A 14,537-nucleotide genomic window follows, 5' to 3' on the forward strand; every position below is an offset into this window, starting at 1 on the left:
CGGGCGCACCCGACCTCAAAATAGCGGGTTAGTCGAGCTTCACGCCCAGACGATTAGCCACTTCTTCATAGGCTTCAATCAGGCCACCGAGGCTCTGACGGTAGCGGTCTTTATCCATCTTGTTCAGCGTCTCTTTGTCCCACAGGCGTGCACCGTCCGGGGAGAACTCATCGCCCAGCACCACTTCGCCTTTGAACAGGCCAAACTCCAGCTTGAAGTCAACGAGGATCAGGCCAGCGTCAGAGAACAGCTTGCTCAGTACGTCGTTCGCTTTGTAGGTCAGCTCACGCATGCGCGCCAGGTTCTCTCTGTTTACCCAGCCGAAGGTTTCACAGTAGGACTCATTCACCATCGGATCGTGTTTCGCATCGTCTTTCAGGAACAGGTCAAACAGCGGTGGGTTGAGGATCATCCCCTCTTCCACGCCCAGACGTTTTACCAGCGAGCCAGCCGCACGGTTACGGACCACACACTCAACCGGCACCATATCCAGCTTCTTCACCAGCGCTTCGTTGTCAGAGAGCAGGGCTTCCATCTGCGTTGGGATACCGGCTTCCTGCAGTTTGGTCATGATGAAATAATTGAACTTGTTGTTAATCATTCCCTTACGGTCAAACTGTTCGATGCGCTCACCGTCCAGCGCTGACGTATCGTTACGGAATTCGAGTACCAACAGATCCGGGTTTTCGGTGCTGTAAACGGTTTTCGCTTTGCCGCGATACAACTCAGCTTTTTTCTGCATCTTGTTTAACTCCAAACGATAATGAACTGTTACTGTCGGACCGGCTGAACCGGGCCGTTAATATTTTGCCTGGCGGAATTATATGTTCCGCGGGTAAAAAACCGAAGCAATCGTTTACGTCAGACGTAAATAAAAAGGCCGGAAGTATCCGGCCTTGTGGCTTACTTGCTGAATGCGGCCTGGAACACCGCCACCAGCGCATCGTTCTGCGACTGGGTGAGCGGGTGACCTTTAGGGTCGAGGAACTGCAGGCTGCTACGGTTATCGAGGTCGCCGACCTGAAGTTTGTAGTCGCCGTTTTTCAGTTCTGGATCCTTGGCACCCAGTTCGTCGAAGGTATTGCTGCCTGGCGCTTTATAAGTCACGTTCAGGCTACCCTGTGAGCGGTTGTTGTCGGTCACTTCCATACCAACGCGCTTCAGCGTTGCCGGCAGGCGCTGCCAGACCACGTTGAACGGTGCACGCAGGATCAGATTAGGCAGGCCAGTATCATCGGCACCGCTCTGCACGTCAATTTGCGTTGGGCTGCGGCTGGCAGCGGCATCTTCACGTGTGGTTTCAACCTTATCCATGGTGGCACTGATTTCGTTAAGCATCTGAGCGGTGTAACGCTGGATCTGCACTGGCGAAGTCACTGCTTTATCCTGCTGCTGCAGCTCAAGCAGTTTCACCATCAGAACCTGCTGGCCTGCCTGCGGCTGCACGCTCAGCTGATAGCGGCCACGGTACTGATTATCTTCATCAGCACGGTTCCACTGTACCCAGTCGGTGGTCAGGGATTGACGCGCATCCTGACGGTCGGCAATCGGGAACTTCAGTGACTGCACCGCGTCAACAACCTGCGGCCAGATAGCGCTGCGGCTGTCGACCATCAGCGTACCGGTGTTACCGGCAAACTGGCTGCGGGTGCCGTTCATCAGTGCCAGCGTCTGCGCTGGCGGACGAATGTCCAGCTGCTTGCCTACCTGCCCATTAGGGTTGACCGACGGAATATCAAAGTCGCCATTTTGAATCGGCAGGATCATGCCAGCAGGCGCGCGCAGATCGCTAAGATCGGCTGCCTGCAGGTAGGATTCGTCACCGCTCACCTGACGCTTGTAACGCTGGTCGTTAGAACATGCTGCCAGCAGCATAACCAACGACAGTCCCACCACTTTCGCTACCGTGGACTTTTGTACTGAGTAAGCCATTAATTCTCCCTAAATTTAAAGCAGGCCAGCGTTTTTCAGTGCCTGCTCAACAACCGGACGACCGGCATCGGTCAGCGGCGTCATTGGCAGACGCAGCGTATCGGTTGCTATTAATCCTAATCGTTTCGCGGCCCATTTCACCGGGATAGGATTCGGTTCAGCAAACAGCTTGTGATGCAGATGCATCAGGCGCTGGTTCAGAATGCGCGCTTCGGCAAAGTTGCCCTGCTGCGCCAGAGCGCAAAGCTCGACCATTTCACGTGCGGCAATGTTTGCCGTAACGGAAATCACGCCGTGCCCGCCCAGATGCATGAAGTCGAGCGAGGTGGCATCATCGCCGCTCACCAGAATAAAGTCTTCATTTACCCGCTCTTGGATCTGACTAACCCGCGATAAGTTCCCGGTGGCCTCTTTGATTCCGATAATATTTTTAATTTTGGCCAGGCGACCGACGGTTTCCGGCAGTAAATCCGTGCCGGTACGTGACGGTACGTTGTACAGCATCTGCGGCAGCTCGGTGCTTTCCGCGATGGTTTTGAAGTGCTGATACAACCCTTCCTGCGTCGGACGGTTGTAGTACGGCGTGACGGTCAGGCAGCCAACAACGCCAGAATTTTCGAAACGTTTGGTCAGAGAGACGCCTTCCGCAGTGGCGTTTGCACCGGTGCCGGCAATAACAGGGATACGGCCATCGGCCAGTTCCAGTGTCAACATCACCACGTCACCATGTTCATCATGGCTCAGGGTGGCGGACTCGCCGGTCGTTCCTACAGAAACAATTGCCGCGGTGCCGCTGGCAATATGGTAATCAATCAGTTTTTTCAGACTCGCACGGCAGACATTACCTTTGTCATCCATCGGCGTTACGAGTGCAACAATACTTCCCGTGAACATTAGCCATCCCCTCGACAAACAAGTGCTTCATGGTACGTTTGACCGTGCAGTAAAAGCAAGCGCGCAGCACGGCTCAAGCGCTTGTCAGCAGTTTTTTTTATGTTTACCTTATGGTTATTAGCATTTGCACAGGAAGATTGATTTTGTCGCAGTCATCGCAACACCATTTGGTTATCACTGCCCTTGGGGTTGACCGCCCGGGGATCGTCAATACTATCACCCGTCACGTCAGCAGCTGCGGGTGCAATATTGAAGATAGCCGGCTGGCTATGCTGGGTGACGAGTTTACCTTTATCATGCTGCTGTCCGGCAGCTGGAACGCCATCACCCTGATTGAATCGACGCTGCCGTTAAAAGGGGCAGAGCTGGAGCTGCTGATTGTGATGAAGCGCACCAGCGCCAGTACGCGCCCCCCCCTGCCCGCCACGGTGTGGGTGCAGGTGGAGGTCATCGACTCCCCGCACATCATTGAGCGCTTTACCGATCTGTTTGATTCGCATCAGATGAATATTGCCGAGCTGGTGTCACGCACACAGCCTGCACAAGAAAACCAGCCGCCTTTGCTCTATATTCAGTTAACCGCCCATAGCCCGGCCAGCCAGGATGCGTCATTAATCGAGCAAGCGTTCAACCGGCTATGTACAGAACTCCATGCTCAAGGCACTATTAAGGCGGTTTCTCACCACGGCGCGTAATCCTTAACCTGCACGTGGGAAGCGCGTGAATTTTACCCCTAGCATGATGATAAAAATGGAGAGTAGTGATGAATCCACTGAAAGCCGGTGATACTGCACCGAAATTTAGCTTGCCCGACCAGGACGGCGAACAGGTAAATTTAACCGACTTCCAGGGACAGCGCGTTCTGGTATATTTCTACCCGAAAGCGATGACGCCAGGCTGTACCGTACAGGCATGCGGTCTGCGCGATAGCATGGACGAGCTGAAAAAATCCGGGGTTGAAGTATTAGGTATCAGCACCGATAAGCCGGAGAAGCTCTCACGCTTCGTCGAGAAAGAGCTGCTGAACTTCACTCTGCTGTCTGATGAAGACCATCAGGTATGCGAGCAGTTTGGTATCTGGGGCGAAAAAACCTTTATGGGCAAGACCTATGACGGCATCCACCGCATCAGTTTCCTGATCGGCACTGATGGCAAAGTTGAGAAAGTTTTCGATGATTTCAAGACCAGTAACCACCACGATATCGTGATGGATTACCTGCAGTCGGCGTGATTTGAACCTGCGGGCCGACCCGCAAACGTCGGGGCCGATCGTCTTTTCGATCGGCCCTTGATAAACCTTCTACGATTTAGCCAGTTCATCCGGCCAGGCATGCACCACCGCTTTCACCAGCGTGGCGAGCGGTATGGCAAAGAACACTCCCCAGAATCCCCATAGCCCGCCGAAAATCACCACCGACAGAATGATCACCAGCGGATGCAGGTTTACCGCTTCTGAGAACAGTATCGGCACCAGTACATTGCCATCCAGCGCCTGAATCACCAGATAGACGATAATCATGGTCCAGAAATCTCCGGACAGCCCCCACTGGCCCAGCCCCACGCCAATCACCGGAATGGTGACCGCCATTGCCCCGACGTAGGGGATCAGCACCGAGATACCGACCAGCACGCCCATCAGCAGCGCATAGTTCATACCGATAGCGAGGAAGCCAATCCAGCTGGCGATGCCGACCACCACCATCTCCAGCACCTTGCCGCGAATGTAGTTCGACACCTGCTGGTTCATCTCAACCCATACCTGCCCGGCAAGACCGCGATTGCGCGGCAGCACGCGGCGAATGGCGTCCAGCATCTGATCTTTGTCCTTCAGCAGGAAGAACACCATCAGCGGCACCAGCACCAGATAGATAGCCAGCGTCATCAGCCCAACCAGCGAAGCCAGAGAATATTTCACCAGCTGGTCGCCCATGCCGCTCAGGCGGCTGCGCAGATTTTCCACCACAATATCGATAATGCCGACATCCATCAGCGTTGGGAAACGCTCCGGCAGACGGGTAGCGAACTGATACAGCCGCGTCAGCATGGTCGGCATCTCATGGGCGAGGTTGATGCCCTGCTGCCAGGCGACCGGCACCACCACCAGCAGCAATATCAGGATCAGGGTGGCAAAGACGATCAGTACCAGCGTCACCGCCCAGGTACGCGAGCAGCCAAGCCGCTCTAGCCTGACCGTGGGCCACTCCAGCAGGAAAGCCAATACGATTGCCACCAGCAGCGGCGCCAGCAGGCCATTAAAGAAAAACAGGATGCAGAAAGCAGCGATCAGGATCGCCAGCAGCGCAATGGCCTGGGGATCGCTAAAACGGCGGCGATACCACTGCATTATAAGTTCCAGCATGGTAAGTCCTTGCCTGAGAATGAGTGGGGGAAAGTGTACCTGAAACGCAGCGCCCCTGCAGTGTCGTCTGGGGCGCTGCGCGCGAACGCTTAATGCGGAAGGGGGTGTACAACAGCAGGCTGTTCGGTGCTGTTTTTTGCCACAATCACCTGATTGCGCCCGGCGTTTTTAGCCCGGTAAAGCGCATCATCAGCCTGCTTGAAGGTATACTCCATGGCGACGGCATTTTTCGCGGCCCAAAATGCCACTCCGACAGAAATGGTGATATGCCCGACCTGTTCCAGATTGAACCCTTCAATACGGCAGCGCACGCGCTCCGCGATCATCATGGCCACTTCGCGATCGGCGCCCGGCAGGATCATCAGAAACTCTTCGCCGCCGTTACGACAGATGACATCAGTCTGTCTGGCCCCCTGCTGCAACTGGCGCGCCACGGTTTTAATCACCGTATCGCCCGCATCATGACCAAAGGTGTCATTAACCCGCTTAAAGTAGTCGATATCCAGCGCCAGTACCGCGAACGACTGGCTGGTGGCCTGGAAGTATTCCAGCACCGCATTCAGGCCACGGCGATTCAGCAGTTCGGTCATCGGGTCGGTCTGCACTTCGCTTTTCAGTCGGCCGATTTTGTCCTGCATCAGGGCGATCCCCGCCAGCATTGCCCGCTTAATCTGCGAGGCTTCGTAATACCAGGAGCGGATGCTGTTGATCTCTTTCGAAACGTTTTGCGTATCCATCTGGCTGGCTTTACGCGCCAGCTGCCACAGCGGTAGCGCAATGCGCTGGGCGAGGATCAGGGCCAGAATCAGCGTCAGCAGAGCAAACGGCACCGAATGTTTCAGCACCTGCAGCAGCAGGCTGTTGAGCGGCGCCAGCGTAGCCAGCGTCGGCTTGAGCGTGACGATGGTCCAGCCAGCGGTCGGGACGTTAGCGTAACCTGCCAGCATCGCTTCACCATTATCAGCGCTAACTTCCCTGTTGCCGTTGCTGGCTTTACTGCGCTGGTCATTGCTGATTAACGGGTTGATGGTTTTGCCGACCATCTGACGGTCCTGGTGATACAGCACCTGATTTTTACCGTCGATGACGTACAGCGTTGAGCCATCACGATAGAACTGCTCACCGAGCAGCACGTTCAGAATGCTTTTTTTCTTCAGATAGATAGAGCCGCCAACATAGCCGAGATACGTGCCGGTTTTTGACCAGATTGGCCAGGAGACAAACACCAGCAGATTATTGGCAGCAGACATGCTCGGCTGGCTGATCAGCGGTTTGCGCTCGGCCAGCGCCTGTTTTGCCGCAGCCGAACTGAGGTGCATGCCCTTCAGCATCAGTGATTCCGGCGAAATAGCGCGCACCCAGCCGTTAGCATCAACAATCACCACCGAGTTAAAGCTGTTGGTTTGCTCGCGCAGGCGATCCACTTCCTGCTGTAGCCTGTCGTCATCTTCCAGCCCGCTGCCCAGCACTTTAGCGCTGTAAGAGAGCTGTGATTGCGCCAGCTGGAAAAACACCTCGGTGGTCGACGCCAGCTTGGTGGCGTAAACCCGGTTGGCTTCCAGCGTATTACCGATCAGCACATCGCGCTGCACACGCCAGCTGGCGTACAGAGAATTGGCGAGAGTGATCACAATGCTGGCGACCGCCAGCAAGGTTATAAGCGTGCGCAAGTCCGTTTTGGGGCGGGTAAGCCTCAGCATGGACTCACCTCGGTGAGAAGCATCATCATCAGCGCCTTATAATTTTTTATGCGCGTTGATACCCAATAAATTTCATGTTGCAGGAAGGCGGCAAGTGAGGAGATCCCCGGGAGCTTACTCCAGTAAGTGACCGGGGTGAGCGAGTGCAGCCAACACACCTGCAGCGTGCAAGATGGAGGGTATGTTTAAAAGTGCGAGTTATGCCCTGGTAAAGCACCTGCCAATTGTACACCTCTCAGCCGTTTTGGGAATAATCTGACGCTATCAGGTCCAGGAAATATTTCACTTAAATCGAAAAAGGAATTTATCAGAAGAAGCGGGCCAGGTGGCCCGCAGCGCGGGGTTACATTGACAGGAAGGCGTAGCCCTGGTTTTCGAGGGTGGAAACGGTCGTCGGGCTGGAGAGCGCATGGGTAACGGATTTATCAATCCACTCGGGTTTATAGTGGTGGAAAGCCACGGACTGGTCGCACACCGATACGTCCACGCCCTTCTCGCGCAGCGCAGCAATCAGCTTCAGGTTCGGGTTATCCATACCGAACTGCTTATGATACTGCTCGTTGTTCAGCATTGCTGGCGTGCCGTCGCCGGTGACAGAAACCACAAACTTCAGTTTTTCTGCTGGAACGCCGGAAGCCACGTACAGATTGACCACGCGCGCCACGCGCTCCAAACCGAGGTTCGGATCGTTCGGGCCGTTCTCCGCTTTGGTTATCTGGAAGACAATTTTATTGCTGTCGTTGACGTTCGGCTTGTAAGCCACGTTCGGCTCGTAGTGCATTTTGCCATAGCCTTCAATCGCTGGCGTCGACCAGAAACCCGCCGGGTCGCTGGCCGGATCGGCACGACTGGCAATTTTATCGATCAGTTCAGGCGCTTTAGAAAAGCTGGCGCCGACAAAACCAGCTACAGCCGCAATCAGGACATAAGAAACCACAGGACGCATAACCACTTCTCCGTAAGAGCACAGTAATGAGTGAGATATAACACAGGCTTTAGGGAAAGCTTTACCGGCTATTTTTCGCCTGGTGGCTTATTAGTTTCATATTGAAATAATATGTATTCACTACTGTATAGCTAAAATGACCAATGGGCATTGGGGTCCGATTTCGAACAAGCCCAGCGAAATCCGCAGGGTCAAGGCATGCATCTAGCGTCGTAATCCGCAGGGTCACGGCATGTTGCGAGCGTTTAGAAAGCTTCACGCCCACCTGAGCCATTCCGGTATTTTTATCACTGGACCTGATTATTTATTCGCCTGTGATTTCAAGTGAAATTTAGCTTAAGTATCAGAAGATCTCGCGGCAACCGTCTCGGGCAATTTTTCAGAGTAACTCCTATCAAACGGCATGCCACCATCAGTAAATTTGAATAAATTTACCTAACTTTAAACAAAGAGGGGCAATGCCCCGATAACTTCTCTAACGCCAGCAGTCGATTAGTGCTGCGGCTGGCTATCCGCTGCGTTCAGTTTTTTACCGCAAAATCCCACCCTGCGCGCCCCGGCAGGTGCAACAGCGGTAATTAAGGCATTTCATTCCCCACGGGCACTGGTTAAGATGGCTTCTTAGTGTGGCTATCTTATGCCCGCAGAAGAACATTTCGGCACTTTGCCGGTCAAAATCTGGACTTCCTTGTTAGGGATTGCGATATGTTAATCCGATTCAACCGAGGCCTGCTGGCTTCCCTGATAGTGACGCTGCTCGCAGCCCAGACGCTGCCAGCACGTGCGGACGTGAGCGATAATCTACCGGATATTGGCACCACCGCGGGCGGAACCCTGTCGATTAATCAGGAACTGGCAATGGGCGATTTCTACGTGCGCCAGCTGCGCGCCAGTGCGCCAATCATCAATGACCCGCTGTTAAATCAGTATATTAACGGCCTCGGCCAGCGCCTGGTGTCCCATGCCTGGTCGGTCAAAACCCCGTTCCATTTCTTCCTGATCCGTAATGATGAAATTAACGCCTTCGCCTTCTTCGGCGGCAATGTGGTGCTGCACTCCGCGCTGTTCCGCTACGCCGATAATGAAAGCCAGCTGGCTTCGGTAATGGCGCACGAAATCTCGCACGTGACCCAGCGCCATCTGGCGCGTGCGATGGAAGATCAGCAGCGCAACGCCCCGCTTACCTGGGTGGGTGCGCTGGGTTCAATTCTGCTGGCGATGGCCAGCCCGCAGGCCGGAATGGCGGCGCTGACCGGCACGCTGGCCGGAACACAGCAGGGGATGATCAGCTTTACCCAGCAGAACGAACAGGAAGCCGACCGTATTGGCATTCAGGTGCTTCAGCGCTCCGGATTTGACCCGGAAGCCATGCCAAACTTTCTGCAAAAGCTGGCGGATGAGTCGCGCTTCGCCTCCAAACCACCGGAAATACTGCTGACGCACCCGCTGCCCGACAGCCGCCTCGCCGATGCGCGCAACCGTGCCAATCAGATGAAGCCGGTGGTGGTGCAATCCTCACAGGATTTCTATATGGCAAAAGTCAGGGCGCTGGGCATGTTCTCCACCGGGCAGAACCAGCTAAATGACGATCTGCTGATCCCACTGTCGCACGGCAACAGCCGTGAACAGGCCGCTGCGCATTATGGTAAAGCCGTGCTGTTGCTGGGCGAGAATAAATTTGCCGAAGCGCGCAATATCATCACCCCGCTGCTGGCAAAGCAGCCGGATAACGTCTGGTATCTCGATATCATGACCGACATTGATATCGGGCTGAAACAGCCGCAGCAGGCCATTAACCGCCTGCTGGCGGTGAAAGGCGTCAATACGATCCCGGTATTGCAAATCAACCTGGCGAACGCCTATGTCGAAGCGAAACAGCCGGCTAATGCCAGCAAAGTACTGTACCGCTACACCTGGGCAAATAAGGACGATCCTAACGGCTGGGACCTGCTGGCTCAGGCTTCTGCCGCGCAGGGTCTGAGCGATGAAGAGCAGGCCGCGCGCGCCGAGAGCCTGGCGCTGGCCGGCCAGCTCGACCAGGCGATCCGCAGCCTGAGCAGCGCCAGCGCCGCCGTGCCGCTTGGCAGCCTGAAACAGGCGCGTTACGACGCCCGTATCGATCAGCTGCGCCATTTACAGGAACGTTTCCGCCAGTATCAGAAATCATAAGGAGAGGATGAATGGCTGAAGTAAAGATTTACCACAATCCACGCTGCTCCAAAAGCCGCGAAACCCTGGCGCTGCTGCAGGCGCACGGCATTGAACCCGAAGTGATCCTCTACCTGGAGACGCCACCGGATAGCGCCACGCTGCAAGCGCTCCTGCAGCAGCTGGGTTTCAGCAGCGCACGCCAGCTCATGCGTCATAAAGAGGAAGCTTATAAAGCGGCCGGACTCGGGGATACAAGCCTGAGCGAGCAGCAGCTGCTGGCGGCGATGGTGGCAGAACCGAAGCTGATTGAGCGGCCAATTGTGGTGGCCAATGGCCAGGCGCGCATCGGCCGCCCGCCTGAGCAGGTGCTGGAGATTTTATTGCGTTCTAAAGGCTGAGGGCTTCTTTAACAAACGGGATGGTCAGCTTGCGCTGAGCGCTGATTGATGCGCGATCCAGCTGATCGAGCGTCAAAAACAGCGTGCGCATCTCACGATCGAGACGTTTAAGCAGGAAGCGGCCAACGTCTTCCGGCAGTTCGAATCCGCGCAGGCGGGCACGCAGCTGTAGCGCCTGCAGCTTATCTTCGTCGGAGAGCGGCTGCAGTTTATAGATCTGGCCCCAGTCGAGGCGCGAAGCCAGATCGGCCAGCTTGAGGTTAAGCTGGCGCGGTGGGCGATCCCCAGTGATCAGCAGCCGGGTTTTTCCGGTTTCCAGAATACGGTTATACAGGTCGAAGATCGCCATCTCCCAGGGTTCATCCCCGGCAATGCACTCAATATTATCGATGCAGATCAGCGCCAGCTGCTCCATGCCGTCCAGCACTTCCGGCACAAACCAGGTGCGCTTATCCAGCGGCACATAGCCCACCGCTTCGCCTTTGGCCGACAGTTCCGCGCAGGCCGCGTGCAGCAGATGGCTGCGCCCGCCACCTTCACGTGACCAGAAATAGAAGTAGCTACCGTGTTCCTGATGCAGAGCGCCCTGCAGCGCAGCCAGCAGCGACGGATTTTCCCCCGGCCAGAAGCTGGCGAAGGTTTCGTCGTCGGGCAGGTAAAGTGGCAATGAAAGCTGTGCCGGCGTGTTCAGAATCACCTCAGGGTTTAGCAGGCAGAAATCGCCAAAAATTCTAACACAACTCGGTCAGGATCATGAAACGCTTAGCGGTAAGCGATCGTCGCGGATCGTCACAATACGCAGCAAAAAGTGCGATTAGCGCTTACTGGATAGCATAATGGTTTAAAAATCATTAGCCTTGGGCCAGTTTTTTTATTCAATAACATGGAGTCGTTATATGCCGGTCACCCGCAAAATTCGCCTGAGTATCCTCACTGCCGGCCTGTTAGCCTGTCTCGCAAGCCAGGCCACCGAGCTGCAGCACTGGCCGCAGCCGCAGGCGGAAAAACTGAATCAGCTGATCGAACAGCATCGTAACAAAGGCAACTATGCGGTGTTCGATATGGATAACACCACCTATAAGAACGATCTGGAAGAGGCGTTAATACCGTGGCTGGAGAATCAGAAACTGCTGACGCGGGAGACGCTCGATCCTGCGCTTAAGCTGATCCCTTTCAACGACCTGCCGGGCAAACCCGAGAGCCTTTACAGCTATTATCACCGCCTTTGTCATATTGATGAGCTGATTTGCTATCCCTGGGCAGCACAGATTTTTTCCGGTTTTACTTTGCAGCAGCTGAAGCAGCAGGTGGATGCCATGCTGGCGCAGCAGGAGGCTATCCCGGCCTCCCTGAATCAGGATGGTCAGCAGGTCATTACGGCGGTAGAGCCGCCGAGAATGCTGCGCGGAATGCAGGAGCTTTTTGCCAAACTGCAGGAGAACGGTATCCGCGTGTATATCATGAGCGCCGCACATGAGGAGTTGGCGCGCATGGTGGCCAGCGACCCTCACTATGGCTATAACGTCAAAGCGGAAAATGTATTAGGTATTAATACCCTGCTAAGAAATACCGTCACTGGCGAACTCACGACCGCACGCAAACAGATCCGCGAGGGCCGCTATCGGCCCGAACAGAATCAGCAGTTGCAGATGACCTCCTATCTGATGAACCCAATGACCTGGTATGAAGGTAAAGCGGGCAGCATGCTGGCGTACATCGATCAGTGGCGCAAACCGATTCTGGTTGGCGGAGACACCCTCTATTCGGATACTTACATGCTGCTCAACAGCACTGATGTGGCCAGCGGCGGGCAGCGACTGTGGATTAGCCGCAGTGACAATACGCGTAAAAAGCTTGATGGGCTGATTAAAAAGATGGTCAGTGAGCAACAGCAGGCAGGGGTAACCCCTGATGCCGATAAAAACTGGATAGTGGTGCAGCAGCAGCGGCTGGAATAGTCATTACGTTAAGGGCGAGCATAAAGCTCGCCCTTACAATCCCTTACTTACCGTCCGTGCGTTCGTCCGGCACGTCGATCACCTCTTCTTCGCGGCTGCACAGGCTGATAACTTTGAAGATCAGGCTAAGCCCAACGCCCACTACGGTCGCCAGCGCCATGCCTTTCAGCTCAGCCGCGCCAATATGCACCTTCGCCCCGCTTACGCCGATAATCAGGATCACCGAGGTGAGGATCAGGTTCTGCGCTTTGTTGTAATCCACTTTCGATTCAATCAGTACGCGAATACCGGAAGCGCCAATCACCCCATACAGCAGCAGCGAAACGCCGCCCATCACCGGCACCGGGATCGCCTGAATCGCCGCCGCCAGCTTGCCGACGCAGGAGAGCAGGATCGCCAGTATCGCCGCGCCGCCGATCACCCAGGTGCTGTATACGCGGGTGATCGCCATCACGCCAATATTCTCGCCGTAGGTGGTATTCGGCGTGGAGCCGAAGAAGCCGGAGAAAATGGTCGAGACGCCGTTGGCAAACATCGAACGATGCAGGCCCGGATCTTTCAGCAGATCTTTTTTCACGATGTTGGCCGTCACCACCAGGTGACCGATATGCTCGGCAATCACCACCAGCGCCGCTGGCAGGATGGTAAAGATGGCATACCACTCAAAGCGCGGGGTGTAGAAAGTCGGCAGCGCAAACCAGTGGGCTTCGCGCACCGGCGTCCAGTCGACGATACCCATGCCCCAGGAGAGCGCGTAACCGACCAGCACGCCGATCAGAATCGGGATAATCGCCATAAAGCCGCGGAACATCACCGAACCGAAGATAGTTACGCCCAGCGTCACCATCGAAATAATCACGGTTTTACTGTCGGGTGAAGTGCCATCCGCCGGCAGCAGACCGGCCATATTTGCCGCCACGCCCGCCAGTTCCAGCCCGATAACCGCGACAATCGCCCCCATCGCTGCCGGCGGAAACATCACGTCCAGCCAGCCGGTACCGGCCTTTTTGACAATCAGCGCCACCAGGCAGAACAGCACGCCGCACATGATAAAACCGCCCAGCGCCACTTCATAACCCAGCGGCAGCAGCAGCAGCACCGGGGAGATAAAGGCGAAGCTGGAACCGAGGTAGGCCGGGATTTTGCCTTTACAGATAAACAGATACAGCAGCGTACCGATACCGTTGAACAACAGTACCGTGGCCGGATTGATGTGGAACAGGATCGGCACCAGCACGGTGGCACCGAACATGGCGAACAGGTGCTGGAAGCTGAGTGGAATGGTTTGCAGCAGCGGTGGCCGCTCGCTTACGCCAATTGCGCGACGCGTCATGATGTTGTTACCCCTTGAGTTTGCCTTTGCTATAAAAAAACCGACTCTGCGGTCGGTTTAACGCTTTCGGGTCGGGCGCGCCCGTCCCCTACAAAACACACCCGATAAAATGCTGATTGAACCCGGTACATTTTGTCGTAGGGGCGAGGCATGCCTCGCCCGTAGCAAAATTATTTAGTACCAAAAATCTTATCGCCGGCATCGCCCAGGCCTGGGATGATATAGCCCTTCTCGTTCAGGCCCTGGTCGATAGACGCGGTGTACACTTCCACATCCGCGTGCGCTTTCTCCAGCGCCGCCAGCCCTTCCGGTGCCGCAACCAGCACCAGCACCTTGATGCTGGTACAGCCCGCTTTCTTCAGCAGGTCGATGGTGGCGATCATCGAACCACCGGTTGCCAGCATTGGGTCTACCACCAGCGCCATGCGCTCTTCAATGTTAGAGACCAGCTTCTGGAAATAGGGCACCGGCTCCAGCGTCTCTTCATCACGATAGACGCCAACCACGCTGATGCGCGCACTCGGTACGTGCTCCAGCACCCCTTCCATCATGCCGAGACCGGCACGCAGGATTGGCACCACGGTAATTTTCTTACCTTTGATCTGATCGATTTCTACCGGACCGTTCCAGCCTTCGATAGTGACCTTTTCAGTTTCCAGATCGGCGGTGGCTTCATAAGTCAGCAGACTTCCCACTTCTGACGCGAGTTCACGGAAACGTTTGGTGCTTACGTCATGTTCACGCATCAGACCCAGTTTATGTTTGACCAGCGGGTGTTTGACTTCCACGATCTTCATTGTTGTACTCCCGGAGTGTTAAGCTGCAAAAAAAAATCGCGAGATTATAGCGCCATTTAGGCGCGGCGC

14 protein-coding genes are annotated in these 14,537 nt (G+C 55.4%); 5 read left to right on the plus strand and 9 right to left on the minus strand.

The features are described from left to right. Positions 1 to 28 precede the first annotated feature (28 nt). From purC to dapA, 3 genes are all read right to left on the minus strand, one after another. Complete coding sequence (purC, locus tag ID864_RS09535) at positions 29 to 742, minus strand: phosphoribosylaminoimidazolesuccinocarboxamide synthase (RefSeq protein WP_048915225.1); 714 nt, start codon at positions 740 to 742, stop codon at positions 29 to 31. 161 nt (positions 743 to 903) lie between these two features. Beyond that, complete coding sequence (gene bamC, locus ID864_RS09540; protein ID WP_048915224.1) at positions 904 to 1,932, minus strand: outer membrane protein assembly factor BamC; 1,029 nt, start codon at positions 1,930 to 1,932, stop codon at positions 904 to 906. A 15-nt stretch (positions 1,933 to 1,947) separates the two neighbouring features. Then, positions 1,948 to 2,826, minus strand: coding sequence for a 4-hydroxy-tetrahydrodipicolinate synthase (dapA, locus tag ID864_RS09545; RefSeq protein WP_048915223.1), 879 nt, complete (start codon positions 2,824 to 2,826; stop codon positions 1,948 to 1,950). Positions 2,827 to 2,969: 143 nt separating this feature from the next. Between dapA and ID864_RS09550 the strand changes: the two genes are divergently transcribed. Together ID864_RS09550 and bcp are read left to right on the plus strand one after the other, a co-directional pair. Further along, positions 2,970 to 3,521 carry a glycine cleavage system transcriptional repressor gene (locus ID864_RS09550; RefSeq protein ID WP_048915222.1) on the plus strand — a complete coding sequence of 184 codons (552 nt, stop codon included), beginning with the start codon at positions 2,970 to 2,972 and terminating at the stop codon, positions 3,519 to 3,521. A gap of 68 nt (positions 3,522 to 3,589) precedes the next feature. Then, positions 3,590 to 4,057, plus strand: a complete 468-nt coding sequence (gene bcp, locus ID864_RS09555; protein ID WP_048915221.1) for a thioredoxin-dependent thiol peroxidase — start codon at positions 3,590 to 3,592, stop codon at positions 4,055 to 4,057. A 69-nt stretch (positions 4,058 to 4,126) separates the two neighbouring features. Here bcp and ID864_RS09560 read toward each other — a convergent pair whose 3' ends face one another. From ID864_RS09560 to ID864_RS09570, 3 genes are all read right to left on the minus strand, one after another. After that, entirely contained in the window at positions 4,127 to 5,185 is a 1,059-nt protein-coding gene (locus ID864_RS09560; RefSeq protein WP_048915220.1) for an AI-2E family transporter, read from the minus strand. Between the two features lie 89 nt (positions 5,186 to 5,274). Beyond that, positions 5,275 to 6,885: a sensor domain-containing diguanylate cyclase gene (locus ID864_RS09565; RefSeq protein ID WP_099753419.1), complete on the minus strand. Its 1,611-nt coding sequence runs from the start codon at positions 6,883 to 6,885 to the stop codon at positions 5,275 to 5,277. A 343-nt stretch (positions 6,886 to 7,228) separates the two neighbouring features. Further along, positions 7,229 to 7,831, minus strand: a complete 603-nt coding sequence (locus ID864_RS09570) for a DsrE family protein (protein ID WP_048915218.1) — start codon at positions 7,829 to 7,831, stop codon at positions 7,229 to 7,231. A gap of 705 nt (positions 7,832 to 8,536) precedes the next feature. Between ID864_RS09570 and bepA the strand changes: the two genes are divergently transcribed. Continuing rightward, positions 8,537 to 10,000, plus strand: coding sequence for a beta-barrel assembly-enhancing protease (gene bepA, locus ID864_RS09575; RefSeq protein WP_048915217.1), 1,464 nt, complete (start codon positions 8,537 to 8,539; stop codon positions 9,998 to 10,000). A gap of 11 nt (positions 10,001 to 10,011) precedes the next feature. After that, a complete protein-coding gene (gene arsC / locus ID864_RS09580) occupies positions 10,012 to 10,380 on the plus strand; it encodes an arsenate reductase (glutaredoxin) (RefSeq protein WP_048915216.1) in 369 nt (122 codons plus the stop codon). On the opposite strand, the gene hda is transcribed toward arsC, so the two are convergent. After that, positions 10,370 to 11,077 (minus strand): DnaA inactivator Hda, encoded by a 708-nt coding sequence (hda, locus tag ID864_RS09585; protein ID WP_048915215.1) that lies wholly within the window; start codon positions 11,075 to 11,077, stop codon positions 10,370 to 10,372. The genes arsC and hda overlap by 11 nt on opposite strands. Positions 11,078 to 11,276: 199 nt before the next feature. Between hda and ID864_RS09590 the strand changes: the two genes are divergently transcribed. Then, positions 11,277 to 12,338 carry a haloacid dehalogenase-like hydrolase gene (locus tag ID864_RS09590; protein WP_048915214.1) on the plus strand — a complete coding sequence of 354 codons (1,062 nt, stop codon included), beginning with the start codon at positions 11,277 to 11,279 and terminating at the stop codon, positions 12,336 to 12,338. Positions 12,339 to 12,381: 43 nt separating this feature from the next. On the opposite strand, the gene uraA is transcribed toward ID864_RS09590, so the two are convergent. After that, positions 12,382 to 13,671: a uracil permease gene (gene uraA / locus ID864_RS09595; protein WP_048915213.1), complete on the minus strand. Its 1,290-nt coding sequence runs from the start codon at positions 13,669 to 13,671 to the stop codon at positions 12,382 to 12,384. 170 nt (positions 13,672 to 13,841) lie between these two features. Then, positions 13,842 to 14,468, minus strand: coding sequence for a uracil phosphoribosyltransferase (upp, locus tag ID864_RS09600; protein WP_048915212.1), 627 nt, complete (start codon positions 14,466 to 14,468; stop codon positions 13,842 to 13,844). Between the last annotated feature and the right edge of the window lie 69 nt (positions 14,469 to 14,537).

This window comes from Erwinia aphidicola (genome assembly GCF_014773485.1).
Classification (GTDB): domain Bacteria; phylum Pseudomonadota; class Gammaproteobacteria; order Enterobacterales; family Enterobacteriaceae; genus Erwinia; species Erwinia aphidicola.

Coding starts and splice junctions, on each gene's coding strand:
- upp (WP_048915212.1), bottom strand. CDS start 14,468: ATGAAGATCGTGGAAGTCAAACACCCGCTGGTCAAACATAAACTGGGT.
- arsC (WP_048915216.1), top strand. CDS start 10,012: ATGGCTGAAGTAAAGATTTACCACAATCCACGCTGCTCCAAAAGCCGC.
- ID864_RS09560 (WP_048915220.1), bottom strand. CDS start 5,185: ATGCTGGAACTTATAATGCAGTGGTATCGCCGCCGTTTTAGCGATCCC.
- bcp (WP_048915221.1), top strand. CDS start 3,590: ATGAATCCACTGAAAGCCGGTGATACTGCACCGAAATTTAGCTTGCCC.
- dapA (WP_048915223.1), bottom strand. CDS start 2,826: ATGTTCACGGGAAGTATTGTTGCACTCGTAACGCCGATGGATGACAAA.
- ID864_RS09590 (WP_048915214.1), top strand. CDS start 11,277: ATGCCGGTCACCCGCAAAATTCGCCTGAGTATCCTCACTGCCGGCCTG.
- purC (WP_048915225.1), bottom strand. CDS start 742: ATGCAGAAAAAAGCTGAGTTGTATCGCGGCAAAGCGAAAACCGTTTAC.
- bamC (WP_048915224.1), bottom strand. CDS start 1,932: ATGGCTTACTCAGTACAAAAGTCCACGGTAGCGAAAGTGGTGGGACTG.
- uraA (WP_048915213.1), bottom strand. CDS start 13,671: ATGACGCGTCGCGCAATTGGCGTAAGCGAGCGGCCACCGCTGCTGCAA.
- ID864_RS09565 (WP_099753419.1), bottom strand. CDS start 6,885: ATGCTGAGGCTTACCCGCCCCAAAACGGACTTGCGCACGCTTATAACC.
- bepA (WP_048915217.1), top strand. CDS start 8,537: ATGTTAATCCGATTCAACCGAGGCCTGCTGGCTTCCCTGATAGTGACG.
- ID864_RS09570 (WP_048915218.1), bottom strand. CDS start 7,831: ATGCGTCCTGTGGTTTCTTATGTCCTGATTGCGGCTGTAGCTGGTTTT.